We start from the raw sequence: 24740 nt of genomic DNA on the forward strand, positions 1-24740 counted from the left end.
TTTAGTACAGCTTTGCACCTGCCGGGATTCTGTCATCTACCATCAGAAGGTTCAGTCCTTCATGACCATCTTCCTCAGGTACTGCTGAGATCAGCATACCCTCGGAATCGATTCCCATCATGAAGGAATTCATTCTGATCAAATGCTCTTATTTTATTTCTTTTTAACTCATTCAATGTTAAAAGTATAGTTTTTGTTTCTGTCTTCATTATCCTGCTGCTGAAGATAAAACATTGCCTTTTGAGTTTCAATCTCCGCTTTCAGTTCTTCTTTTGTCGGCAGGTATAATTTGTACTTGGAAGCAAATAATTGTTCATTGCCATGCATAACAGAATAACGGGCAATATCATCATCTGTATCGGAACAAAGAACAATACCGATTGTTGGGTTATCGCCCTCACTACGTTTCAATTCATCATACATACGGATATACATATCCATCTGTCCTACATCTTGATGTGTTATCTTTTCTGTTTTCAGGTCGATGAGGACAAAGCATTTCAGTATGTAATTGTAAAACACAAGGTCGATATAATAGTCCTGTTTCTCCGTATGGATATGCTGCTGCCTTGCCACAAAAGCATATCCCTTTCCAAGCTCCATCAAAAATTTCTGCAAATTGGAAAGAATACTTTTCTCAAGGTCACTCTCTGTAAAATCTGTATTCTGCGAAAAGCCTAAAAACTCCGCAACTACCGGATTCTTGATAAACTCCAACTTATCATTCTGATACGGTGCAGTCAGTTCCTTCATTTCACTTTCTACAAGCTCTTTTTTCTGAGTTTTGAGCATACGGTAATAATACTGAGAAGAAATATTCCTCTGCAAAGTACGGACACTCCAAGTCTGTTTTGCGGCTTCTTTCTCATACCAGTCGCGAGCTGCCTTCTCTTTAACCTGTAATAATGTTGCATAATGCGACCAAGACAGTAACCCAACAGATTTTCCAGACGATGTCTGGAAAATTTCAGGATAGGTCTTATAGAAAGAATAAAAGCTATATAGATTCGACTTTGTATAACCTTTTCCATATTCAGCCGATAATTCTTTTGCTAACTTTTTTATAATTTCAGCTCCATATTTTGCCCTATCCTCGCCCTGCAATTCTTCACTTGCGATTCTATAACCAAGAAGCCAATTTCTCTGTATAAGCGTTGTATTGACCGCCCGATATGCTGCTTTTTGTGAGGACTCGATAATCCCACACATATCTTTTAAAATGTCATCGGTTTTAACAAAATTATCCATAAAATTATTTTGACCGATTTTTTCCAATTTATTCTCCATAGCCATTGCTCCTTTGGATTTCATTTTCAAATTATTCGCTTTCCTGCATATCCTCATCAGCTTTTGCAATCATCTGTCTGTACTGTTCCTTCACACTTTCCGGTGCAAGTATCTGTACCTTGCCATTAAAGCCAAACACCCAACCGAAAAAGGTGGGACTAGCTGATACTTCGGTCTGTACTCTGAAAGACGTCATATCATACGCAAGGGTTGTCACATCCTCTCCGAAGCGGTCAACCATTGTTTTCATCAGACTGTTATCACACCGTAAATCCACAAGAACTTTCTCGCCTGAGAACATAAAGAACACTTCCTTTGTGTAATTCTCAATATCAAAATCATCAGGCATAGGAATAATGTCTTTATCCAATATCTCCGGCTTGGAAGCAATACGGTCTACCCTGAAATTGATAACCTTGCTTTTCTTCTCTGAATATCCGAGAACATAATAATAGTCCCCACACCAGAGAAGTTTATACGGACTGAGCTTATACACTTCGCCCTTGTTCTTCAGAACCTTTTTCTTTAATCCGGTATAATCATAATACTGGAAAGAAATCTGCTTACCTGCATTGATGGCGTCGTTTATAGCGTCAATAATGTAATATATCTGCTCATTATCCGGCTTAATGCGATTGACCACATAGTTATTACGCTTCAGCTTTGCCACCTGCCCCGGACTGGTCATCGTATGTATCTTTTCAATCAAAGTTTCACTTTTCTTCTTTGTAATGAACTTCGATGACTCTACTGCGTCAATCAGCAGTTTCAGTTCCGGCAATTCAAACTTACGACTGGCTACAAAGTATTTGCTCTGAGTAGAATGGATAGTAACAATGTCCATTCCAAACTCCTGAAGTGCAGCAATATCTTTTGTGACCGTTGTTCTATGTGCAGATATTCCGTATTCATCATTCAATATATTGATTAACTGTGTTGTGGAAAGAGGATTTTCTTCATCAGTTCTTTCCAGTAAAATCTTTTGTAAATATAAAATCCTTGGCTTTGTTTCCATAATTTTTATATACCTATCGCTCCATCAATAGTATCTGTCTACTTTTTCTTTTTAGGCTTAGGTGCTGGTAATTCATCGTACATTGCATTAAATAGTCCTGTTAAAAATTTCTTATTATCCACATCTTCTACAAGCAGCATTTCCTTTGCCCCATCATACGGCAGTTCATAAGTCGCTGTCGGCATATATGAAATTGCTGATTTTGTCGGTTTTACAAGTAATCTGTCATCATAAATTCCGCCGACAATTTTACCACGATAATAAATAATATATTCGCCCATCATCGCACGGTAAGTAATCTCGTCCAATTCTGCCAACTGCTCTAATACAAATTCCAAATATTCTTTACTTGATGCCATTAGTTGTCCTCTGACCTAATTTCATTTTACTCAATTTATGCCTTCTTTATTGGGTGTCTTATTACTGTTTTGCATTTCTCCGGTGCAACTTTTCTTGGGTCTGATAAATAGATTTCGTGATGGCGTCGCTCACCAGTAAAATCATTTACATAACCGTTTTCTTCAAGATATTTATCCATCATTGCCACGGTTGCAGGTTCATCATCAAAAGCTCCTATATGCATTATTTGTACGCACAAACCTTCGTCAATACTCAAGAACTCTGCACCAGAGCAATCCATCTTTTTCTTTTTTGAAGCAGTTTCCACCGCCCAATCAAAATCTTTCTTTGCAATAAAATCAGGCATACGAATAATAGAAATCCAGTTGAAAGCTGATTTGTTGGTATAATCTACACTTTCAACATTGTCCTGCCACCAAAATCCCTCAAGCGGTGGTACAACATATTCAAAAAATCCGTCTATTTTGTAATCCGTCTTATAACTCATCTTGAGAGTATAGGCAACAGCATACAAAACACCAATAGCAGTTTTATATTCCTCGCCTTCTTCATTAGGATTTCCTTTACCTCGTACTGCTATATAATTTGCCTTTGGAATTGCCACAATCTGCGGCTTATTCTTCGGCATATAAAATTCTTTATATTCTTTCTTAAAATCGAATGCCATTCATCATTTCCTCTCTGAAAAATCATTTTACTTACCTTATAATTTATAAAACACAATTTGTATATATTTCAAATAAGGCTAATAGGAATAAATCTTCCATTGTTTCTATGACTTCTCCATCGTATCCTCCCGGAGAACCGTATGATTTATCAATGTTTTTATTTTTATTCCCATAGATTGCTGAAAACTCTGCAATAACAGTAACCAACTGGCATGTTTCTATTCCTTCGCAACTTTCAAAATTATATTCTACCGACAACTGCTGAATTGGTGTAGCCTTTTTGTCATTACTATTAAACGCATTAGCCAAAACATCTGTAATATGATTTTGATACTCAAACTCTTGATGTGGAATTGGTTTAGCAGCATAGTATTCTAAGCTACGAGTAAAATACTTCCCTCCATCGTAAAAAACACTTTTATCATCAGGGAAGCGTTTATTTAGCACACTTTCTATTGCAACCAAACACTTTTCATAAATACTGTACTCACTGACTCGTAAATCCAAACCGCAATATTCCAAAATTCTATTTTGAACCTCTTTAGTACAACAGCAAAATTCTCTATACATCTCTCTGTTGTAATAAAACAAATCATTATACATCGTGGCTATTGCACATAATGGAATAAGCCCTCTATCCTTATAATATTTAGAGATGAATGAAACCGCTTGTGCTTTTACGCTTTCTTGATGACGCTGTTCATCTCGCTTGTCCTGCCTTTTTTCAAACCTCTCCATACGGTTGCTTTGTCTTATTTGCAGGACTGCAATAATAACCGTGACTATTAAGGCAACCACCGCACAAATAATACTTATCCAATCTGAAACACTTATCATATAGTTTTCCCTTCTACTGTAAACGATAATTTACCACATCAATCACTGATGGTAGCCTGACCGTTCATCAGCATAGGTATCAACCAATCACGCAATTTAATTAGCTCACTAGTTTCATTAGCGATTTGTTTTTTCATTTGATATATAGGTCGTACATATTCAGAAAAATTTTTAATTATATTAGCTGGAGGCAATATAATGTGGCTGTCCTGTAAATGTTCACTAGTTATATGCCCCATTGTTGTTTTTCTTGCTTCAGCTATCTTTATAAAATGTATAAGATATTCTGACAACTGCAAATATACATATTCTGAAGAAAAATAGCTTTTAGGAACGACTTTAAAGATGTGTTGATTCAATCCTGCATCAACCCCATACCACATTATTACCTCTAAAGATGCTGACCATGAAAATAAAATATCTCCTGAAGAAATAATATTTTTAGCAGGAATTGTTGATGATACACGCTCAGTGTCATTAGTAATGCCACCATTCATTTCACGTATTTTTACAACTGGCAATGAATGTTCTTCGTCAAATGGACGATATTTTTGACATGCAATTCCATTGATATAATCCGCTATATCATAAAGATTACCGGAACGCCAATCTTGAGGTATTTCTTGTTGGAGATTTTTGTTCCACACTAATTGTCCTCCTGATGAATGATATGGATTTCCATTTTCATCTGGAAAGTTAAATTGAATAAACCAATAATTGTAAAGTAGCTTAGCTTGCTGCTCTAAATTATCGTTTATCGCATTATTATTGGCAATTTTTTCATCAATAGACCATAACAAATTTGCAATTTTTTGTTGAGAAATCACATCGGGAATTTCAACCTCAACATCATAAATTTTTTCAGGCGATGTATGCTTTACCTTCGTACCTGATGAACTACGTTCTAACTGCTCTCTTACACTTTTGGTCATAAAAAGATAATATGCAAATAATTTGTTCAAACGTTTTTCATCACAAGTAATCAGTCCTATTCGCTGATTATGCAAGTATTTATTATTTTCAGGAACTAACGCTGTACTTCCTAAAAGTCCCTCTGCCTGTTGTGTCATGGCAACTATCAAATCGCCTTTATGACACAAATATTCCTTTGGATAAGTTCCTGTATAGTAACGTTCTTTCCCATTATTAGGCTTAAATCCACCTTTTTCAAAAAAGTTTCCCGGAGTCAAAATACTTTGTTCTCCATCTTCTGCAAAATACTCTCCCTTAAAAGCCCAACCATGCTTTACGGATAGTATTTCTCCAAGTTTCATTCTATTCATACTTTACCTTCTTTAACTGTTCCATAATTTCCGTTTTCAGTTTGTCGCCCTCTGCAAAATATTCCTGCAATTTCTCCGCATAAGCACTCATACGAGCATTAAACTCGTCCTGTGACAATTCAACATATTCGATTTTTACATCAAAATATTGTCCAGCCGCAAGTGAATACTTCTTTTCTTTGATTTCATCATAGGTAACAGCAACTGAAAAATCATCAACAGCTTCTTTATTAAGGAATGTATCAACAATTTTATCAATCTCAAAATCACGAAGTCTGCGTTTCTGATTATTACCGTCCTTATATTCTTCTCCCAGTTTTGAAGCATCTATCAGTACAACCTTATCTGTTTTTCTTGAATTATCAAAAAATAATACTGATACATTCGTGCCGGTATTAGCAAATACATTTGACGGCATACTAATACAGCCATAAACAATATGTTCATCTACAATATGTTGTAGTATCTTCTTTTCTACACCTGATTTTGCGGTTACAAATCCAGTAGGAACTACAATCGCACCTTTTCCGGTTGATTTCAATGAATTAAGAACGTGCTGAATGAACAACGTATAAATTGCCATACTCTCTTTCTTCTTGGCAGGTACTTTCGGAACTCCCGCCCAAAAACGAACAGGCATTGCTGCTATACGTTCTCTTGTATCTGAGAAATCCATCTTAAAAGGCGGATTTGAAACTACATAATCAAAAGTTCTTAATTCCTGTCCATTATCACTCTTATGATATGGAGCAATCAGCGTATCTCCTTGAATTGCGTGGTCAAGAGAAGATACCAAGCTGTTTAGGATAAGATTAAGTTTTAACATTTTATTACTTCGCTGTGAAATATCCTGAGCAAAAATCGTACACTTATCTTCTCCAATTTTGTGAGCAAGAGCCATCAAAAGTGTTCCTGTTCCGGCAGATGGGTCATAACACTCAATGCTATGTAAATCAGTTGCATTACCAACAAGCAATCTTGCCATAATCGTTGCAATAGCGTGAGGAGTATAATATTCTGCATACTTACCACCGCCTGCGGTATTGTAATCTTTTATCAGATATTCAAATATATCCGCAAAGAAATCATAGTGCTTTTCAAATGCTTCTTCAAAAGAGAAATTTACTAACTTGTCAACCAACGCACGGGCAAAAGGTGCTCTTGCCGTATCGTCCGTTACATACTGTGTCAGCTTTTCAAAAAGCGGTATTTTTGTATTCTGAGCAGTCTGAGTTGAAAATATATCAATATTCTTATCTGCTATATCTGTCATCGTGCTGTCAAAGATTAAATCAAAATCGCCTTTTGCCTGCTGATTCCATAAGTTGGCAATAAGATGTTCCGGGTTAAGTAATGGAATATCTGACGGTAAACTATCAAAAATATCCAAGCGGTCATCTTCTGACATTTCTGCATAAGCAAGTTCCCATTTTTCAGCATTTTTAAGAACCGGACTTACTTTTTTTACTTCATATCCGAATTTATCATTAAGGAACTTATAAAGGAAAACCTGTGTGATGATTTTATATTCGTTACCATCGTTTCCCATACCATAGGTCTGACAAGTTGCTTTTAAGGCATCTATCAACTCTATGGTTTTTTCTTTTATCGTCTTTGTTTCTTCCATTGTGTTCTCCTTTATGCAACTGAATAAGTCTGGTTATACTGATCAAGATACTGTTTTGTAATCCTGCTCTGTATAAATACTCTATCCTCACGAGCACTCGCTATTCCCAACTTATCAATGCCTGCTTTTATTTGTGTCATAACCGTTCTCTCAAAATATGCGTCTTTTTTCAATATATCGTTTCTGTCATACACTTTCTGGTCAATATCAGACTTAATAGAAAGCAAAACATTCATAATAGACATATCATACTCTGAAACAATCGGCTGTTTATTTGCTGCTTTTCGAGCAAGATTTTCTTCCCTGATTCTTTTATGAACCCTTGCGAATTTCGCATCTCCATTATATTTTCTCAGCAGAACCGTGTTTTTCTTCTGCAATTCATCAAGCTTTTTCAGAATATCTTCCAGTTCTTTTCCTTGCTCCTCAATCTCAAATACACTCTTAGGTTCAAAACCGTGTTGCCTGAAACGAAGCAAAAATGCTTCCTGCAAAGTAATAAACTCAGGGTCATCAGGGTCGATATTCTGTGTAAAAGCACGAACAGTCTTTTTATACTTTTCTGTTACCGCGTCTTTACCACCGACAATTTTCAATTCTTCTTCACTGATTTTGCTGAAATTAAATGTAATATCCTCCATTGCTTCATTGACAAGCAATTTCGTGGTATCATCACTTGCAAAAAGTTCTTTCTGATTTATGTTATCAATATGATGTTGCACCTCTGAAATCAATGAAGGCAACTTTGTTAATTCCATTTTTGCAAATGTTTCCTTCAATTCATCATCGCCAAAGGTTCTTACCAAATTACAACAGTCACGAGCAGCAATAAGAATTTTTTAAGTTTAAGCAATTCCTGCTTATCCTCAATCGTAGATATTTCTGAACTAAATTCTTCTGCATTATCTGTGGTGTAGTTAAAAAGAACCTGCTGCACTTCCTGCATTTGTTTAATGAGTTCTGCCGGGTCTTCAATAACCTGTTTGAATGTATCTGTTTCATTTCCCGCACCAACTTCATTAGGGTCATTAAAACGGTTCAGCTCTTTGAGGTATGCTTCATTTGTTTCCTCAAAATTCCTTTTTATATTTGCAAAATCAATGACATAACCATAATGGTTTTCTTTATACGGTCTGTTGACTCTTGTAATTGCCTGCAACAAATTATGGTCTTTCAATTTTCGACCAAAATACAGGCGTTTCAATCTTGGTGCATCAAATCCGGTAAGAAGCATATTGAAAACGATAAGAATATCAACTGTCATATTATTTTTGAAGTCATCAATAATCTTATCTCTTGTATCTTTGTCATCACTATCGTGAAGTATAAGTCCAGCTCGCAAATGACTTTTCATAGAAGCGTCTTTATTAAGTTCTGCTTGAATTTCATCAAAATACGCAAACAGCTTCCTTGCCTGCTCACTTGTTTCACAAATGACCATACCGCCGAGCGTATTATCTCCCTGAATTTGTCTAAATCTCTTTAGGTCAGAAATAATATATCTAAGCAACTCTTTGACATAGTTATCGTGTTCAACAATCTGACTTTTCTTTACGTCTTTCTTTTCTACCAAGGTTTCAAGTTTTTCATAAATTTCAGAAAGTCGCTCCTTATACTGCGTTTCTATATCCTCACGGATAATTTTCAGCGTATATCCATCTAAAATTGATTTGTCATAATAGTATGTATGAATATAATTACCAAAAACTCTCCAAGATTCTCTTTCTTCTTTCAAAAGTGGTGTTCCTGTCAACGCAATCTTAATCGCATTTTTATCCGCATCAAGAAGATTAGCCAAGAATGAGCCTTCTGGTTTATATCCTCTATGTGCTTCATCAATAATAAACACTCTCTGCAAATTCGTTGCATACGCAGGAAGGTCAACTTTTGACCTATCTTCAGCAAAACGCTGTATATTTACTACTGTAATTTCAGGTTTTCCCGTATTTCCCTCTTGTGCTTGATTGTTACGGAACTGCTCCATAAGTTCAGCACGGGAACTTGCCGTTTTCACAACCAATCCACGAGCTTCAAATTCTTCTGAAGCCTGTTTCAGCAAATCAAGGCGGTCAACAATGAAATAAAACTTTGCAACTTTATTTTGTTTGCTGAAATAGTCAGAAAGAACATAAGTAAGATAATACGAAAGGGCTGTCTTTCCACTACCTTGAGTATGCCATATAACACCTGAATTAACACCTTCATCAATCTTACTTCTTACTGTTAAGGCAGCAAACATCTGTTGATAACGCATTATATGTTTCTGCTCAATAAACTCTATCTTGCCATTTATTTCTTTATGAAAACGAACATAGGCAATTCCATATTTTAATATAAATAGCAATCTTTCAGGACTACACATAGATGTCAGTACACGGTTGGTTGGTGTATAGGTATCTAAATTTGTTTGATATTCCGGAGAAGTATGAATAACCTGACAATTAAAGTCAGTCAATATCTTCTTTTCAACAATCGAGTCAATATCCTTATATGGGAAATCTGCATTATAAGGTGCAATATCCAAATTAGTAGGATTTTCTTCTCTGAAACAGTTGAACGGTGCAGACTGTTTTGCCGTCGTACAGTAGAATGCCCCCTGAACCGGAACAATACCACCCATAGTGTCATATTCCATATTATTAGAAAAAATCATCAACTGTGTAATATTCAAAAATCTCCTAAATTTTTTATTAGGAAATCTCTTTTGGTTCATTCTCTTGCTTTCTGCAACCATACCGCCGTGATTATTCGGCTTCTTTACTTCAACAAACACAAGTGGAAGTCCATTTACAAACAACGTAATATCAGGTCTAAATTCATCTTGGTCACGCTTACAAGTGAACTCAGCGGTAAAATGATATGTATTATTTTGGGGATTTTCAAAATCCACCAATCTAACAGGCGAAACAGACGATAAACGCTCGTAAAAACTGCGTCCTATATCATCATTATCTAATTCCTGCCTAATAGTTTTCAATGTCTGTTCCGCTTCTCCTACGTGAGTAGGATTAAGCCGTGCAAACTGCTCCTTAAAAACATCTATTAAGATATTGGTATCAGGGTCATATACTGTCCCTGCCATATCCTCAGTTATTTTTCCAAAATAAGTATAACCAAGGCGTGTCAAATGAACCATTGCTGGCATTTGGACACGGGTAGCTTCGTTAAACATATTTTTCTTACCACTTGCCGCCATCTTCAGACCTCCTCATATCATTCGTCTAATATGACTTCACATACATCGCCAATATCACAATGAAATACTTTGCAAATTCTCATAAGCACATCAAGGGATACTGTTTCATTCTTATTTAATTTTGTTGCAACAGACGATGAAATTTCCGCAGCACGCATTAAATCTTGTCTTTTCATTTGATTATCAATCATAAGTTTTTGAAGTTTATTGTAGCTTATTCTCATCTGTAACGCTCCTTCGTATTCTCCGTTCCTTTTGGTTACAGTTACTCATTTGACATTATACTATAAATAATCTATTTTTTCAAGATATAGGGGTTTATTCGCAACTCCTATCCGGCAAGGTGTCACTTTTTACAAACACCTAATACGACTCTTTTAAAGAATAATAAAAAAGAGATGCCGAAGCACCTCAATTATACATTCTATTATTAACATTCATCGCAAGCGTTAAATTCTTTTCCGACCACTCCGAAACAAGCTCCGGGTGTACTTTTGCTAAACTGTTATTCATAGCCAAACCTCAACCTCCTTGTGCTTAGAGTATATGAAGTTTTGGCTTTATCTTGTAGTTTGCGAATATCCGTATAAATAGAAAAAGCCCTTTGAGAAAAGGATTTCTCCTCTCTCAAAGGGCAACCTGACAAACTGATATTTATATAATTATTCCTCTAACTTTCCCCATTTTATAGGCTTTCCCGCCTGTCCATTAGTGAAATGATATGTAGTTTCCCTTATTTTTGCCCTTATGAGATAATTACAAGGGAAATAAGGGAATTTCTTTAATCATTGCCTACCACTTTATCAAGAAGCCTAACCGATTTTCGTTTAGCATCTCTTGTGGAGTGAGCATAGACATTCATTGTGGTACTGACATCTGAGTGTCCTAACAATTCCTGCACATCTTTTGGGGCTGCTCCATTTGCTAAAAGGTTGCTTGTATAGGTGTGACGTAACTGGTGGAAATGAAAGCCTTCAAATCCCTCTAATGTTTTTGCCACCTTTCTGCAAACAGTTCCCAAAGTAGTTGGAAGTTCCAGACAACCATCCGGTCTTAAACAGACGAAAGAAATTTCTTTATAATCTGCCGGGACTTCCTCTGTTCTGTCTAAGCAATAATATTCGTAGTACACTCTGTTTTTCTCTTTGACCTCTTTGTAGTAGTTCGTGTGATAAAGTTCTCCGTACTGCATTCGATTTTTTAACTGCTCTTTCCGGGTATTACGGAAAATCTCTACCAGCGTATCTCCAAAATCAACAATCCTCACTTTTTTCCGCTTGGTTGGTCCGATGATATATTTGCGCTTTGAACCATCATATCGGATGCTGCGTCTTATGGTAAGGCATTGTTCTTCCAGATTTACGTCCTGCCATGCCAAACCGCAGGCTTCTCCAATACGGAGTCCGGCATAATAGGCTATCTGGATTGGAAGTATTGCGGCTGGGTTCTTTTTTGAAGATACGCAAGCAGTCTTTCATAATCTTCTCGTGAAATTGGTTGGATATTTCCGTCCATGTCCTCATCCGAAAACAAATCAACTTCGTCCGTCTGATACCGCAGTTTAATATACTGCATGGGATTGAACGTAATATACTGCTTTGGAAATACTGCAAAACGGAAGGACTGCTGCATGACTGCGGAAAAAGAATGGATGTAATCTTTGCTATACCCCTTTCTCTCTTTTCCATCGGGATGAACTCCCCCGAAGGAAAGCAAATCGAAGAAGGATTGCAAATGTTCAGAGGTTACATTTTTCAGTTTCCGTTCTGCCAATGGGTGTTTCTTAATATTTCGGATTGTTCCGAGGTAATTCTCCACCGTACCATTGCTGAGCGTACCTGTTTTTAATTCCTCCTCTGCCCACACATCCAGAAGTTGTCCGACTGTGAGATTTTCCGCTTTGGCAACAAATTTCTTTTTCTCATAATCATCCATTGCCTGACGGAGCAGCTTTTCAGTTCCACTTTTGCTTTCTGTTCCAACGCATTCTTTCTGAACAAGATTGCCGCTTGCGTCCTCTACATAGAAGCGGTAGTACCATTTCTTTCCTTTTTTTCTTACAGATCCTTTTGCCATAATCGTATGTCTCCTTTCGATATTAGACAATCGGAACTGATGAAATGCTTCGTGCGTGTAAGTATATCATAACTCCGGTTGTCTTACTATACCGATTCGGAATCTTCGTATAAGACTTCTGATAAAAGATTTGCAAGCCTTTGTTCTGCTGTTTTTTGTTTCTTGGAATAGAGCCTTACAATGTCTGCCATCTCATTAAAAGCATTGATGGTAGGAGTGATTTCCCTTAAGAACATAATCTCATTATATTCATCATTCGATTCAAACCCTATTGTTTTGGCAATATCCGTCTGACCAGCATTTCCCTTGAAGTTTTTGCAGGCGAACTGGAAGGAATCCAAAAACAGACCATATTGTTTTAACATCAGCAGTAATAAATCTTTTGAAAAAGCATCTTCTTCTTTGGTAAGGGCAAGCGGTAACTGTTCCAGAATATCTCCCATCGCATCACGAATCTGTAATTCTCTCTTATCCGTAATGTCGGTTTCATATTCATCTGTTTCCCCTTTGAGCCATTCCACGGATACATGGAGTGCTTCCGAAAGACCTTCCAGCACCATTTTTTCGTATTGTCAATCGAACCATTCTCATAACGCAGGATTGTAGAAGCGGTAACACCCATCTTTTCTGCGACATAAGGCTGTGTCAGATTCAATTCCAGACGGCGCTGTTTTATTCTGCTGCCTATCAGCTTGCGTAGTTCTTTATCTTTCATGCTGACTGCCTCCTTTTTCGGTATGTATGAATTATAGCATTGTTTTTCTGAAATTGCAATATGCAATATAAAAATTATTTTTAATATTTCGTAACGCTTGACAAAAAGATTTGGAAAGGATATACTTACATCACAAGAATTGCATAATGCAATTTATAAGGAGGTGATTATATGACGCAAAGAAAAATCGCATTATCCATCGAAGAAGCTGCTGATTATACGGGAATCGGCAGAAATACCTTAAGACAGCTTGTAGAATGGAAGAAACTTCCAGTATTAAAGGTTGGTCGCAAAGTCCTGATTAAAACCGATATTCTGGAAATGTTTATGGAAGCGAATGAAGGTCGTGATTTGAGGGATAGAGGAAATGTAAAAGCCGTAACAAGAACTGCGGCAAATTAAAAAGGCGGCTTCCAAAGAAACCGCCAAAGGTTCTATCAGACCGAAGCCATGATATACCTACACGCAAGAAGATTATACCATGTGCTTCTTCTGATACGCAACCGAGAACTTATGTTTGCAAAAGAAAGGGGAATGTAATCATGGCAAAATCAACAAAAAGTTATGAAGAACGAATGCTTGAAATGGAAAAGAAGGAACAGGAAAGCCTTGAAAAGGCGAAAAGATATGCAACACAGAAGAAAGAACTTCTGAAACGAAAGAAAGCCGAAGAAAGTAAAAACGAACCCATAGGCTCTGTCAGATTGGCGGTGCAGTGGAATCCGTTCTTGGTGCACCTATTGAGGAGGAAGACATCCCAAAGCTGATTGGTTTTCTGAAAAGGCAGGAAGCCAATGGGAAGTTTTTCTCAAAGGCAATGCAGAAAGAAGCCAATACCGATATGGAGGAAGTGTAATGGCGGAGGGGATGAGTTTTTCATTCCCTTCATTGCTTTTTCATGAAGGGCGCACTTATGGACAACCAGAGGTCGTCCCAATAAGTTTGCCACAAGTGACAACCGGTCTGCGCTCACGCTTGCCGGGCTCGTTCCGTCGGCGGGGCTTTCAGCCAGACCTGCTCATGCCGCAGGAGGCACTCTTCGCCAGAGGGGCGCATTCCATGCAGACTGCTATGCGCAGGGCACTCTTACGCAGAGGGCGTTCCGGCAATGCTGCTTTTTCTAAAATTGAAAGCAATGTTGCCGGAAATCTATGCCGGATGTGCAGAAAGGAGGAATCCAGACATGGCGATTTTTCATTACACAATCAAAATAGTCGGACGAAGTAAAGGAAAATCTGTTATCTCCGCTTCTGCATATCTCAATGGGGATGTGATGAAAAACGAAGAAACCGGGAGTATCAGTTATTACACTTCTAAAAAAGAAGTGGTCTACACCAGTCTGATGATGTGCGAAAACGCACCTTCTGAATGGCAGATAGTACCAGAGGAAAATATAAAACGCTTTCAAAAGTCTGTCCGATACAAAAGGTCAGAAGATAAAGAAGCTGCTATAAAAAATTTAAAATCACATTTCAAAAACAGAGGTTATGGAATGAGGTATTGAAGATTGAAAAAAGTGCGGATGCCCAACTTGGCAGGTCATTTGAATTTGCCCTTCCAAAAGAATGGAGCAGACAAGAACAGATTCAATATACAGCCGACTATATCCAAAAAACATTTGTGGATAAAGGAATGTGCGCTGATTGGAGTATCCACGACAAAGGGGATGGCAATCCTCATGTCCATCTGCTTCTGACTATGCGCCCTTTTAACCCGGATCATTCTTGGGGAAAGAAAGAAGTCAAGGATTGGGAATTTGTCAGAGATAAAAACGGAAATATCGTGATTGATGAATCCCATCCGAACTGGTGGCAGGATAAGAAAAACCCTGACCGTCATGGAATCCGTATCCCTGTATTAGACGAAAACGGAATCCAGAAGATTGGTGCAAGAAACCGCTTGCAATGGAAACGGGTGCTGACCGATGCTACTGGATGGAACAATCCAAAAAACTGTGAACTATGGCGGAGTGAATGGGCAAAGGTATGTAATGAACATCTGCCTTTGCAGAATCAGGTCGATCACCGTTCTTATGAAAAACAGGGAAAACTCCAGATTCCTACCATCCATGAAGGCGCTGACGCAAGAAAGATTGAACAAAAGTTTCTTGCCGGGCAGGAAATAAAAGGTTCGTGGAAAGTAGCGGAAAATCAAATCATAAAACAACAAAACACGTTATTGCAAAAGATACTGGACACCTTTGGGAAAGTATCGGGTGCATTATCATTATGGAAGGAGCGATTAAATGACATTAGAAGAAAGCCGGGAAATTATACCCTTAATGGAATCCATGATTGGGCAAATCGAAGAACAGCAGACCTTAATGGCAGAAATGATTCTGGAAATGCAGAACCGGGACACCCAACTCTCTCTTATGCAGGAACAGAATCAGAAATTGCAAAAATTAAACAGCGAGTTATCCGGGCTGCTCAACATTTTGCCAAATACCGAGGAACTGCTTTCCAAGATGGAAGAACAGAAAACGAAGATAGAACTTTTGGAAAACGAAAATCAGCAATGGCAGAAATTGGCACAGAAGCTGAACAGCGAAAACAGTTTATTACTGAAACAGAACACCGAATTGCTGAACTGGAACAGCAGATAGAGAAAGGACGTGATATAGATGAACGAATCCAGAGAATTAAAGAACGCCGAACAGTTGGAAGAGCTTCTGCTCCTGACCGAGGAGATACAAGAAGAACTGGAACAGAAAGACCAGCTTATCGTGGAACTGAAGACGCAGCTCAACGAATCTCTGATCTTGAACGAGAAATTAAACAAAGAGAACAGAGCCGGGAATATTCAAGCATTAAAGAACGACTTGAAGCTGGCAGACAGAGCATTGCGGAACGAGAAAGAGAAGCTGCGAAGCGCAAACGTCATGATCGGGGAATATCAAAATAAAATACGCTGTTTAACACAACAACGGGATTATGCCCGGACACATCAGAAAATCGTAGAGATACCGGTAGAAAAGCCGGTACTCTATGAAAAATGTGAATCCTGTGACCGGACAGCCTATCAGAATGAAAAAGCGAAATACGGAACACAAAAAGAGCGACTTGCCGGACAGTATAAAGCAAAAACGGTAATGTTCCAAACAACCTTGTTCCTTCTTGCATGGTATTCGCTGACAACCACTCTTTTTCAGGCAGTACAGTCCGATGTGTTCCTTTCCGATTGTAAATCATTCTTCCATGATGCAGCGTCATTCCTACAAACTTTTATCGGTTGGACAATTGATGCCGGGCAATCTGTGGCACAGATTAGCACAAAAATTCCAAATCCTTTTATAGCCGGAATGGTATATTGGTTATTTCTGATATTGGTTGTCGGAATATGTGTGGCAGGGACAGGGATACTGGCGATACTGATAGAAATAAAGGTTATAGAATTATATAAGAAAAACTGTTGGGATGTTATTACTCTACTGATGATACTGACAAGTACTGCTGTCATCATTTATTTTGGAGAAGCAATTAAAAAAGCACTTTCCGTAAATCTTCTATTGCTTTTCGTACTTTCTCAGGGAGTATATCTTGGAATCAGATGTTATTTGAAAAATCGGTTAGGTACCAAGCAATATTGGTGAAAACATGCTAAAAAACGTATAATAGCAGGGGATAAAACATCGTCCCCTACTATTATATAAACAGCGAAGTTTTACCCATCTCTCTCTTTTGAAAGATTCGCTACTTGTGGAACCGAGATATAAGGTTTCGCCTGTGTTCTTTGGTGTATCACTACCACATTTCTCTGTACCGATGTAATCTTTCTGCATACGGAAGCAAGAGATACAATATTCCTTATTTTAAAACATAATTACAATTCCTGTTTGACAAGAACGATCATCATAGAAGGATTGTATTTGTCCCCACTCATAATAATATTCGACGCCTGTCATACTCTTTTTACTGGGAGTACCTAAGCATTTCCTTAAAAACCTATTATTTTCTTCTTGCAACTTTTCTAAGACTGTACCATTCATTGTCTCATATTTCGTAGAATACTTTTTGTCTGCTCGAACCAATTCAATCTTTTTTACTTTTCCATGTCTTCCATAGATTGTAACATAAAACTTCTTATAAAGCCATTTTAAAGGTTTCTTAGAAATCAATATTGTATAAGAATACTCTGTTTGAGCAATCTTAAAATCAATTTCTTTAAATAGGGAAATACTTCCTTTGGGAGTAATTTTATATCCCCCTATTTTTAACATATCTTCCTTTAGCTCATCCTTTATTTGGATAATCTCCATACTTACTATAAAAACAACATAGCCTTCACACACTACAACGGTAACTATTTTTGCCCATAGCACATCTGGAACAAACATGTTCCAAGCTATAACAGGAAGCAAAGCTACTCCTACCGCAGTCACCAGTAGAAGCACCCTCCAAATATAATTTTTCTTTCTTTTTCCTTCATTAGTTAAATTTTCATCATAATAAAGATGACCTGGGGCTTCGAATGAGTTTAATAGAAATTCCTTTAAAAATGACACCAGAACCGCTCCCCAAGAAGATTTCTTTTGTTCCTTCATATTACCCAATCTCCTCTGCTATATGATTATTTTTCATTCTATTTTTTACTTAACTTATACATTAGCAAGATTTTTAGTTATTCTTCTAACAATATTTTTATCCCCGCTTTTTCTGCTTTATGCGAAAAGTCAACAGCAAATCCCCATCCCATCTCTGCAAATTGCCATTTCTTCGTTTTTTTGTAATTTTATAGATTTCAACTGTAGACACTTTATTTAATTCAGGATATAACTTCTTAAGTGTAAGTATTTGTTTATTTCTGCTTATTTTTTCATTCCATATAATTGTTAATTTAACCTGTTTTCTTTCAAAAAAACCCACCTTACATAAATCTGCATAGCAGGCTTCTGGTATTGATATATCATTGTTTTTAACATTTTTCTCCTTTATTTAATTTTATAAAAACTTCTAAGCCCTATTAAAAGAAATATGAAGCCTATTAGAGGAACAGGTATCATACAAATGAGAAACACATTAAATTTTTTCCTTGCTTCATCAGTATTTTCTTCTTTTGTTACTTTTGCTTTTTTCATAACTATAAAAGGGAATATCAGTAATAATAATCCTCCAACTACTGCTAACAATATTTTCATCTTATATATTCCTTCCTTATCTTTAAATAAATATTAATCATGTATCGTACTATATTCCAATCCTAATGCACTTTTTCTTCTACAAATTCTTTTACTATCGCCTATTGATGTATTTTCATATTCACTGTTTGAAACAGTATATATTTCTCTTTTACCATTACAACTTACATATAACTCTCTATCTCTAGTTTTACCACTGCTAATCTTTTTGTCTGTTACAATTGCAATTTCATGAGTTGCCCCATCAAATGTAAATAAAAAATTTATTGGGAAGCTAATTGTAAATGCGATTATAAAAGCAGCAAATACAACTGAAAGTTTACGTCCAAATTTCTGTGGTACATCTGTTTTTAAAGATTTAATAATAAATGGCAGTGCAAGTAAAGCAGTAATAATTGCCGTAATCTTCATATAGTTTCCAAATTCATAATTAAAGAGTTTACTCGTATTCAGGGATAAAAGCATTGCTATTGCTGCACCCATAAATGGTAATTGATACGCCAGTTCTTGTCCTTTTTTGTGGTGACTTCTATAAATATATATGGATAATATTTTATATACACTGCATATGTAATCATCAAAACCATTATAAATATAACTAACATTGTTTTGCCACCAATAAAAAATGCTACCGCATCAGCAATTATTAGAATCCAACCTAAAGCTTTTAAAAATTGCTTTGTTTTTTACGCTTTTCTTTTTCTATTGTTTTTGACATATTTTTGATAGTTGTATTCTCATTACATATAGATTTATAGAAATTCTTTTCTATCCAGTTTAAAGCAGGTACATACTTTGATACATCTTTGTTCTGTTCAACTAACTCACCAAAATCCACAAGATCTATTTCATGTTTTATAAGTGTATCATATAAAATATCATAATTTACATACACTTGCTCCAGAGTAACAAGTCTATTGTACATCTTATCAATTAATATGACATCTGTTCTACCATTTAATGGAATCATTAAAATACAACGAATATCATTATATTTTATATGCTGAGTTTTCTTAACCAGATAGCTAAATACAATTTCATCTTCATTTACTACAATTATTTGTTTCTTGTATGCCAAAATTAAAGCAATACCTAAAAATACAAAAGGCATAAAACATATCGCAACCCCCATATTTCCTGTAACAAATGTTACCAGTACGATTATTAAAAAAAGAACTGTTGTTACTATTCCTAAATTTTTTACAAATTTACTTAATCTAATGACATTATCCATAAACTCAATCTCCCTATATGATTCACATTTTTCATTTTTTACGTTCTAATTTCTTCTTATCCTTTTTTATTTCTGCAATCTTTACTTGCAGCCAGTCCACATTTCTATTTCGGGCAGAAATTTTAGCGATTTTTTTCTGATTTTTATATAAAATAAGAGCTTCTCCAAATAAATTCTTTTTTCTTTTCATCTGGGTAATATCCGTTAATCTTATTTTACAGTTCTTCCTTAAAAATCCATTTCTATATAGCCATCCATCCTTGACAATTGTTTTGTCCATTAAAAAATAGAAAAATATACCTCCCGGTACAAGAGAGAATAAAAGGAAAACAAAAGCTGTTTCTTTTGCATTGAATACAAGTATCACACTATTGTAAACCAAATATAAAAAGAAAATGCCTGGCAGAACATAGTGGCTTTCTTTTGGTCTTATGATGCACTTTTTATCTCTACAACTCAACCATGTTTCTTGTGAAATTTTATGCTTAGACAGACTATTTGCAAACAATGATGCGCTTATGTTTTCATCAAATTTGAATATTATTTTGTCCCCTGCATATATTTCCAATGTACCATTTTCTTTATGTACACTTCTTGTTATATCTGAAAATTTATAATATTTTTTCCAAAAAACGACCGGTATTCAATTACATCATGATTTATCTTGACTCTCCACAGGAACAAATGCAGGGTACAGATTCCAGAAAAAGCAATCAATATTCCATACGCCACTATAACTGAAAAATCCGCCTGTCCGTCTATAAAACCATACAAAAGTAATCCTGAGAAAAATATAGTTCCAACCAAAAATAAAATTCCCAGCCATCCTTCTTCCTGGATGCTATAATTATTTTCATCTATATTCTTTTCATAAAAATATTCATTTTTCAACCTCCCATTTTTTGACAGCAAAATACTTTACCAGGTGAAAAACTCCTAAGATAGAACCCAAAGAACAAAAATAGGAACAAAGGCTTGCAATTCTAATCATGGCTGTATATTCAACGCTGCTACTAAGTACTTTTGCGACACCCATTCCAAGCAATACAAAACTAGTAATACACCATCCTCCAGCCAGCTTTTTGGAAGAAGATGGATTGTAGATATCTTTTTTAATCAAAGTTATTATAAGAAAAATGTATGCAGCGATTACCAGTATGTAAATGATAACGAGTATGGTTAGATACCTCTTATAATATTCTTCTTTCATAGTTGTCAGCATGAGGATAGTTGCTGCCCAACAGAACAAAATAGAAAACGTCAGACTTTGTATTCCAATGATCCAAAAAACCTTTTTCCCTGTCACTTCTGTTCTTGAAAAACTAAGAATCACGAATCCAAGATAAACAATAACTAAAAATACTTTTGAAAAAACGGTGATGGAGCTGATTCAGATAAAAGAAAATAAAATACTAGAAACAAGATTGCTCCATCTAATTTGTAGATTTCTTTCAGCTTAATCACATCTTCTATACCGTATAGTAAAAAACTTTTTGTTTGTTCATTAATCTTTTTCATTCTCGTTTTCCCCTATCATTTCTTTATTCTTCCTCTACGGATATTTCCACATTTGCATGAAGCACCTTTTCCAGATATAATAAAACAAGCCGTCGCCCTTCTTCACATTTTCCTATCTTAGAAATATTCCTATACAGCAGATATAATGGAAACATAAATAAAATCAAACATTCTGTTAAAATCAATAAATCTCCCTGAGAAAAAAACAATGCAAATAAAATCACTATGAGCAGAAAAAATAGTGCAGCTTTTTTATGTATGGCAAAAGCACAAACGTACCTTCCAGCATTACATCTCCCCCATAGCTTTTTATATGTGTCTGGAGCATTTCCCAGCCACCGCCTGTCATACTTCCTGCTGCATATCCGATACATAAGGTATTATCCTCTTCTTTGTAGGCTGCAAGTGCCATATCTCTATAAGCCTGGTTTGAAATACATAATGGTTTTGTAGTCTTCTTAATCTGTTCCAATAAATATTCTTTGGAATAAGGAAAATATATTTTATAATATTCTTGCATATGCTTTCCTTTCTCATAAAAAGGTTTTCTAAAGTTCAATACAATACAAATTTTTTACATTAGTTTCCATCATTTATAAGCTGAACCATTTCCATAGAGATATTGTATTCTTTGCAAAATCTGTTTATTGTCCAATTATTAAAGAGAAGAAAACTCTTCGTCACATAAATATTTGCTTTTGAATGATGTATTAAATTGAAAATACTTTTTATATCATAACAGTTAAAACTGTAGGCAGGAGACATTCCTATCTGCCCATTGCTTATATTGATATCATATCTTTTTTGTATAACACTTGGATATGCCAAATAAATTGTAATATTGCATATATATTTTTTCTTCCCATTTTCTTTTATGTATAGGTATGGTTCTCCCAGTCCAATATCATATATTCCTTTAGGTCTGGAGGATAGTGTAAAAACTAATGAATGGATATCCGCATACAAAATTTTTCGTTCCCTAAATCCATATGTTATTTTTTGATCGAATAGTTTATAAGTACGTTGTTTTATAAAGTAATAAAACAATAATAAAAAATCACAAAAAGTATGGTAAAAATCAGTGCTTTTTGAAAACTCACTTTAAAATCAAAGGAAAACAAAAGTTCGGTTAAACAAAACGATATTGCTGAACAACTAATAATACTAACTATAATGTTGAACCAAGTATTAAATTTTCCATTTCCAAAGATATAATCATAACTTTTATTCTTCATTATAACCTCGTATATTTTTTAATATAGAAAAACTGCATCACAATATCGAACCAAAATATAAAAATCAATTTTATCTCTTTATCATAATTATATACATCAACTAACCACATTGTAAAGCAAAAAGCAAGCCATTTTCAGACTTGCTTTCCACCAGATTACTGCACCTTATTGCCAAATCATCTCCTTATTCAAAATTCCCTTTTCACACTCTTGTATAGTATTTATTTGCTACCCATTCCATCTGTTTATCTGCCTTCAACTCTTCCTTAATCCCCTGTGTCTATTTCATTTGCTCTACAATTGACTATTATTCCAGCGATTATATAAAAACCATAACCAATACAAAATATGGAAACGGTGCTTCTAACTATACCGCTAAAGCCTTTCGCCATTATCCCGAAAATAGTACTCCAGCAGACATAAAAAACTCGACCCCCTTGTAAAATGGGCATCAGAAGTTTTCTACCCGTTATTCTTGTTCTATAATTCAAGTGAATCTTCTGAATCTATCCACATCTGTAAATTGCCATCGAGATATAATCTTGCATATTCTAAAGGCTCATCCACAGCCAATGAAGTAAGCGCACATTCTGATCCATATGTGGTTTTTAAATCTTTTTCAGCTCCCCAGCAATCAATGCGAAGCATATATCCAACACTTGTGTAAACATCAATACTATCGTGTTTTATGTTGTATTATGCATAAATTGTTCTCATCGTATCTTATCTCTATTTTCTTTTAATAATCAGTTATAGAGTTAAATATCGAAAACATTTCAATCAGTTCACCATGTCGTTATTGTTATACTGTGTTATGAAATTTTCTTTCCCTTATTTTTTCCCATATTAAGATTCATGAAAGCTAATGGGAGAATATAACACAAAGGAAAGAGTAAGGGAAAGCTCACTTGCTACAAACTTAGTATTTTCAAGGGTTTGCGAAGAATTTGATAATCAAATATAACAGTTATTAAATTTCCTAAAATAAGTGCAATATCAACTGGAATTTGGCGTTCCATCACTATTAGTTCAAAAGGATGTGCATCAGAAAACCAATTAAAACGCAAACAACAAATGTTGTCAACGCAGTACCTATAACTAAAAGAATTTTTTGATAAGGACGTTTGCCTATTTCTCGTTGCTTATGAATATCATCCAAAAGTTTTCCCTCAGAAAATGCGACAATTTCTTTATAGGTTTGAACATCATTATCTTTTTTACCTTTTCAACCTTAAAGGCAAAGTACATAGAGATTGCCCAAATGATTCCCCAAGGAATGAATGCCCAAACACCAAGCCACATAAATAGCGGAACTGCAGAAACAGCAGTTGCAATTAGCATTATAGTGTAGGATTTTCCATAGCGATTCATCTTTTCAATTTCTTCTTTTTGAATTACATCTTTCATAACTTCAATATCTCCTTTGATTAGATTGTCAAGGGAAATTTGAAAGATTTCACTCAGTAATACCAAACTATTCACATCTGGATAGCTTTTATCATTTTCCCAATTTGAGATTGTTTGCCTTGAAACATAAACACGATTGGCTAACTCCTCTTGGGATAAATGTGCTTCCTGACGATGCATTTTTATTTGCTTTCCAAGTTCCATCTCGTCACCTCCTTGCATACTCATACTAATCGAAAGGTCTTATTTTCGCTATCAAAGTGCATTGACATCTATGTTTTCCGTGTGTCAAAGGTCTTTTACAGACCGTAAACTTCCGATTTGTATTTCTATTTGTTTTAAAAATGGGCAACTCCGATTGGAATTGCCCACTCATTGTACTAATTATGCGATTTTTTCTTGCTTGCACCGATTTCTGCATCAAATGATGTAAGTTTGATGTAAATCGCTGTTTTTAGTTTTTTATCAAATGAAGTACGTCCCGTCTATTCGGTAAAACGGTACATCTTTACATCATCTTAATAGAGCTTTGCACCTGCTGGAATATGGTCATCAACCATCAGAAGATGGAGCTTTTCTTCGCCTTCTTCTTCGTGGATAGCACTGAGGAGCATACCGCAAGAGTCAATGCCCATCATAGCTCTCGGTGGAAGATTTGTGATAGCGATAAGCGTCTTTCCAACCAGTTCTTCAGGCTCATAATAAGCGTGAATACCGCTTAAAATAGTTCTGTCTGTGCCTGTTCCGTCATCAAGAGTGAACTGTAAGAGTTTCTTTGACTTCGGTACTGCAACACACTCTTTAACCTTTACTGCACGGAAATCTGACTTGCTGAATGTGTCAAAATCAACTGCTTCCTCAAACAAAGGCTCAATCTTTACCTTAGAAAAATCAATCTTTTCAGGCTCAGCTTTCACTTCTGCAGCTGCCGGAGCTGCTTCGGAAGTCTTGGAAGCTTTCTTATCAGCGTCCAGGGACTTCATTGTCGGGAATTTTTTTAGCATTTCTTCGTTATTCTTCATAACGCTTCGCTGGGCTGTTTCTATTAAATTGTCTTCTCTTCATCATTATTCATGATGAACCATTGTCAAATTATATTTGTTGTCAATTTGATGTCATTTGGTTCTTTCTGTTGTCAGATGGAA

General features: G+C 35.8%; 31 protein-coding genes and 1 pseudogene. 5 read left to right on the forward strand and 27 right to left on the reverse strand.

The window, feature by feature from the left end; genetic code table 11:
• Position 1: 1 nt before the first annotated feature.
• The 15 genes from CK1_RS13025 to CK1_RS18905 form a co-directional block, all read right to left on the reverse strand.
• A complete protein-coding gene (locus CK1_RS13025; protein ID WP_015526678.1) occupies positions 2–133 on the reverse strand; it encodes a hypothetical protein in 132 nt (43 codons plus the stop codon).
• A gap of 35 nt (positions 134–168) precedes the next feature.
• Positions 169–1287, reverse strand: coding sequence for a PDDEXK nuclease domain-containing protein (locus CK1_RS13030; RefSeq protein ID WP_110103191.1), 1119 nt, complete (start codon positions 1285–1287; stop codon positions 169–171).
• A 31-nt stretch (positions 1288–1318) separates the two neighbouring features.
• A complete protein-coding gene (locus CK1_RS13035) occupies positions 1319–2302 on the reverse strand; it encodes a helix-turn-helix transcriptional regulator (RefSeq protein WP_015526680.1) in 984 nt (327 codons plus the stop codon).
• Positions 2303–2340: 38 nt separating this feature from the next.
• Positions 2341–2661: a TfoX/Sxy family protein gene (locus CK1_RS13040; RefSeq protein WP_015526681.1), complete on the reverse strand. Its 321-nt coding sequence runs from the start codon at positions 2659–2661 to the stop codon at positions 2341–2343.
• A 35-nt stretch (positions 2662–2696) separates the two neighbouring features.
• A complete protein-coding gene (locus CK1_RS13045; protein WP_015526682.1) occupies positions 2697–3329 on the reverse strand; it encodes a GyrI-like domain-containing protein in 633 nt (210 codons plus the stop codon).
• Positions 3330–3372: 43 nt separating this feature from the next.
• Complete coding sequence (locus CK1_RS13050) at positions 3373–4167, reverse strand: hypothetical protein (protein WP_015526683.1); 795 nt, start codon at positions 4165–4167, stop codon at positions 3373–3375.
• Positions 4168–4205: 38 nt separating this feature from the next.
• Positions 4206–5450: a restriction endonuclease subunit S gene (locus CK1_RS13055; protein WP_015526684.1), complete on the reverse strand. Its 1245-nt coding sequence runs from the start codon at positions 5448–5450 to the stop codon at positions 4206–4208.
• Positions 5443–7077: an HsdM family class I SAM-dependent methyltransferase gene (locus CK1_RS13060; RefSeq protein WP_015526685.1), complete on the reverse strand. Its 1635-nt coding sequence runs from the start codon at positions 7075–7077 to the stop codon at positions 5443–5445. Before CK1_RS13060 ends, CK1_RS13055 begins: the two co-directional genes overlap by 8 nt.
• Before the next feature lie 11 nt (positions 7078–7088).
• Positions 7089–7835: a hypothetical protein gene (locus CK1_RS13065; RefSeq protein ID WP_015526686.1), complete on the reverse strand. Its 747-nt coding sequence runs from the start codon at positions 7833–7835 to the stop codon at positions 7089–7091.
• Positions 7836–7876: 41 nt separating this feature from the next.
• Entirely contained in the window at positions 7877–10273 is a 2397-nt protein-coding gene (locus tag CK1_RS13070; protein ID WP_015526687.1) for a type I restriction endonuclease subunit R, read from the reverse strand.
• A gap of 17 nt (positions 10274–10290) precedes the next feature.
• The gene (locus CK1_RS13075) at positions 10291–10497 is read right to left on the reverse strand and encodes a helix-turn-helix domain-containing protein (RefSeq protein WP_008789334.1); all 207 of its coding nucleotides are present in this window, start codon (positions 10495–10497) and stop codon (positions 10291–10293) included.
• Between the two features lie 557 nt (positions 10498–11054).
• Positions 11055–11651: a site-specific integrase gene (locus tag CK1_RS18890; protein ID WP_502685106.1), complete on the reverse strand. Its 597-nt coding sequence runs from the start codon at positions 11649–11651 to the stop codon at positions 11055–11057.
• Between the two features lie 38 nt (positions 11652–11689).
• The gene (locus CK1_RS18895) at positions 11690–12349 is read right to left on the reverse strand and encodes a site-specific integrase (RefSeq protein ID WP_015526689.1); all 660 of its coding nucleotides are present in this window, start codon (positions 12347–12349) and stop codon (positions 11690–11692) included.
• A gap of 86 nt (positions 12350–12435) precedes the next feature.
• Positions 12436–12828 (reverse strand): hypothetical protein, encoded by a 393-nt coding sequence (locus CK1_RS18900; protein WP_502685136.1) that lies wholly within the window; start codon positions 12826–12828, stop codon positions 12436–12438.
• Positions 12714–13064: a helix-turn-helix domain-containing protein gene (locus CK1_RS18905; RefSeq protein WP_502685107.1), complete on the reverse strand. Its 351-nt coding sequence runs from the start codon at positions 13062–13064 to the stop codon at positions 12714–12716. Before CK1_RS18905 ends, CK1_RS18900 begins: the two co-directional genes overlap by 115 nt.
• 171 nt (positions 13065–13235) lie before the next feature.
• Here CK1_RS18905 and CK1_RS13090 point away from each other — a divergent pair, with 171 nt between their 5' ends.
• From CK1_RS13090 to CK1_RS13110, 5 genes are all read left to right on the forward strand, one after another.
• A complete protein-coding gene (locus tag CK1_RS13090) occupies positions 13236–13466 on the forward strand; it encodes a helix-turn-helix domain-containing protein (RefSeq protein WP_004843519.1) in 231 nt (76 codons plus the stop codon).
• A 140-nt stretch (positions 13467–13606) separates the two neighbouring features.
• Positions 13607–13831, forward strand: a complete 225-nt coding sequence (locus tag CK1_RS13095) for a hypothetical protein (RefSeq protein WP_015526691.1) — start codon at positions 13607–13609, stop codon at positions 13829–13831.
• 416 nt (positions 13832–14247) lie between these two features.
• Entirely contained in the window at positions 14248–14568 is a 321-nt protein-coding gene (locus CK1_RS18910; protein WP_502685108.1) for a MobA/MobL family protein, read from the forward strand.
• Positions 14565–15968, forward strand: coding sequence for a MobA/MobL family protein (locus CK1_RS13105; RefSeq protein WP_502685109.1), 1404 nt, complete (start codon positions 14565–14567; stop codon positions 15966–15968). The genes CK1_RS18910 and CK1_RS13105 overlap by 4 nt, the downstream gene beginning before the upstream one ends.
• Positions 15946–16656: a DUF6040 family protein gene (locus CK1_RS13110; RefSeq protein ID WP_008369915.1), complete on the forward strand. Its 711-nt coding sequence runs from the start codon at positions 15946–15948 to the stop codon at positions 16654–16656. The genes CK1_RS13105 and CK1_RS13110 overlap by 23 nt, the downstream gene beginning before the upstream one ends.
• A 219-nt stretch (positions 16657–16875) precedes the next feature.
• On the opposite strand, the gene CK1_RS13115 is transcribed toward CK1_RS13110, so the two are convergent.
• The 12 genes and pseudogenes from CK1_RS13115 to CK1_RS13175 all read right to left on the reverse strand — a co-directional run bounded on the left by CK1_RS13115 (position 16876) and on the right by CK1_RS13175 (position 24617).
• Positions 16876–17607: a hypothetical protein gene (locus CK1_RS13115; RefSeq protein ID WP_005334769.1), complete on the reverse strand. Its 732-nt coding sequence runs from the start codon at positions 17605–17607 to the stop codon at positions 16876–16878.
• Between the two features lie 387 nt (positions 17608–17994).
• Complete coding sequence (locus CK1_RS13120) at positions 17995–18201, reverse strand: hypothetical protein (protein ID WP_015526693.1); 207 nt, start codon at positions 18199–18201, stop codon at positions 17995–17997.
• A 33-nt stretch (positions 18202–18234) separates the two neighbouring features.
• A complete protein-coding gene (locus tag CK1_RS13125) occupies positions 18235–18684 on the reverse strand; it encodes a hypothetical protein (protein WP_015526694.1) in 450 nt (149 codons plus the stop codon).
• A gap of 184 nt (positions 18685–18868) precedes the next feature.
• On the reverse strand, positions 18869–19435 hold the full coding sequence (locus CK1_RS13130) for a hypothetical protein (RefSeq protein ID WP_015526695.1): 567 nt from the start codon (positions 19433–19435) through the stop codon (positions 18869–18871).
• A gap of 31 nt (positions 19436–19466) precedes the next feature.
• Positions 19467–20347 (reverse strand): annotated as a pseudogene (locus CK1_RS18440) (DUF6560 family protein).
• Positions 20316–20645, reverse strand: a complete 330-nt coding sequence (locus CK1_RS13145; RefSeq protein ID WP_306288921.1) for a hypothetical protein — start codon at positions 20643–20645, stop codon at positions 20316–20318. Before CK1_RS13145 ends, CK1_RS18440 begins: the two are co-directional and overlap by 32 nt.
• A gap of 143 nt (positions 20646–20788) precedes the next feature.
• Positions 20789–20953: a hypothetical protein gene (locus CK1_RS13150; protein ID WP_015526696.1), complete on the reverse strand. Its 165-nt coding sequence runs from the start codon at positions 20951–20953 to the stop codon at positions 20789–20791.
• 23 nt (positions 20954–20976) lie between these two features.
• Positions 20977–21327, reverse strand: a complete 351-nt coding sequence (locus tag CK1_RS13155; protein WP_306288922.1) for a hypothetical protein — start codon at positions 21325–21327, stop codon at positions 20977–20979.
• A gap of 205 nt (positions 21328–21532) precedes the next feature.
• Positions 21533–21919: a hypothetical protein gene (locus CK1_RS13160; protein WP_242999646.1), complete on the reverse strand. Its 387-nt coding sequence runs from the start codon at positions 21917–21919 to the stop codon at positions 21533–21535.
• Between the two features lie 749 nt (positions 21920–22668).
• Entirely contained in the window at positions 22669–22878 is a 210-nt protein-coding gene (locus tag CK1_RS13165; RefSeq protein WP_176815408.1) for a DUF6061 family protein, read from the reverse strand.
• Positions 22879–23316: 438 nt separating this feature from the next.
• A complete protein-coding gene (locus tag CK1_RS13170) occupies positions 23317–23799 on the reverse strand; it encodes a helix-turn-helix domain-containing protein (RefSeq protein ID WP_015526698.1) in 483 nt (160 codons plus the stop codon).
• Positions 23800–24113: 314 nt separating this feature from the next.
• Positions 24114–24617 carry a methionine--tRNA ligase subunit beta gene (locus CK1_RS13175; RefSeq protein ID WP_227574222.1) on the reverse strand — a complete coding sequence of 168 codons (504 nt, stop codon included), beginning with the start codon at positions 24615–24617 and terminating at the stop codon, positions 24114–24116.
• Positions 24618–24740 lie beyond the last annotated feature (123 nt).

This window comes from Ruminococcus sp. SR1/5 (assembly GCF_000209835.1).
In the GTDB taxonomy this organism is placed as follows: Bacteria; Bacillota; Clostridia; order Lachnospirales; family Lachnospiraceae; genus Blautia_A; species Blautia_A fusiformis.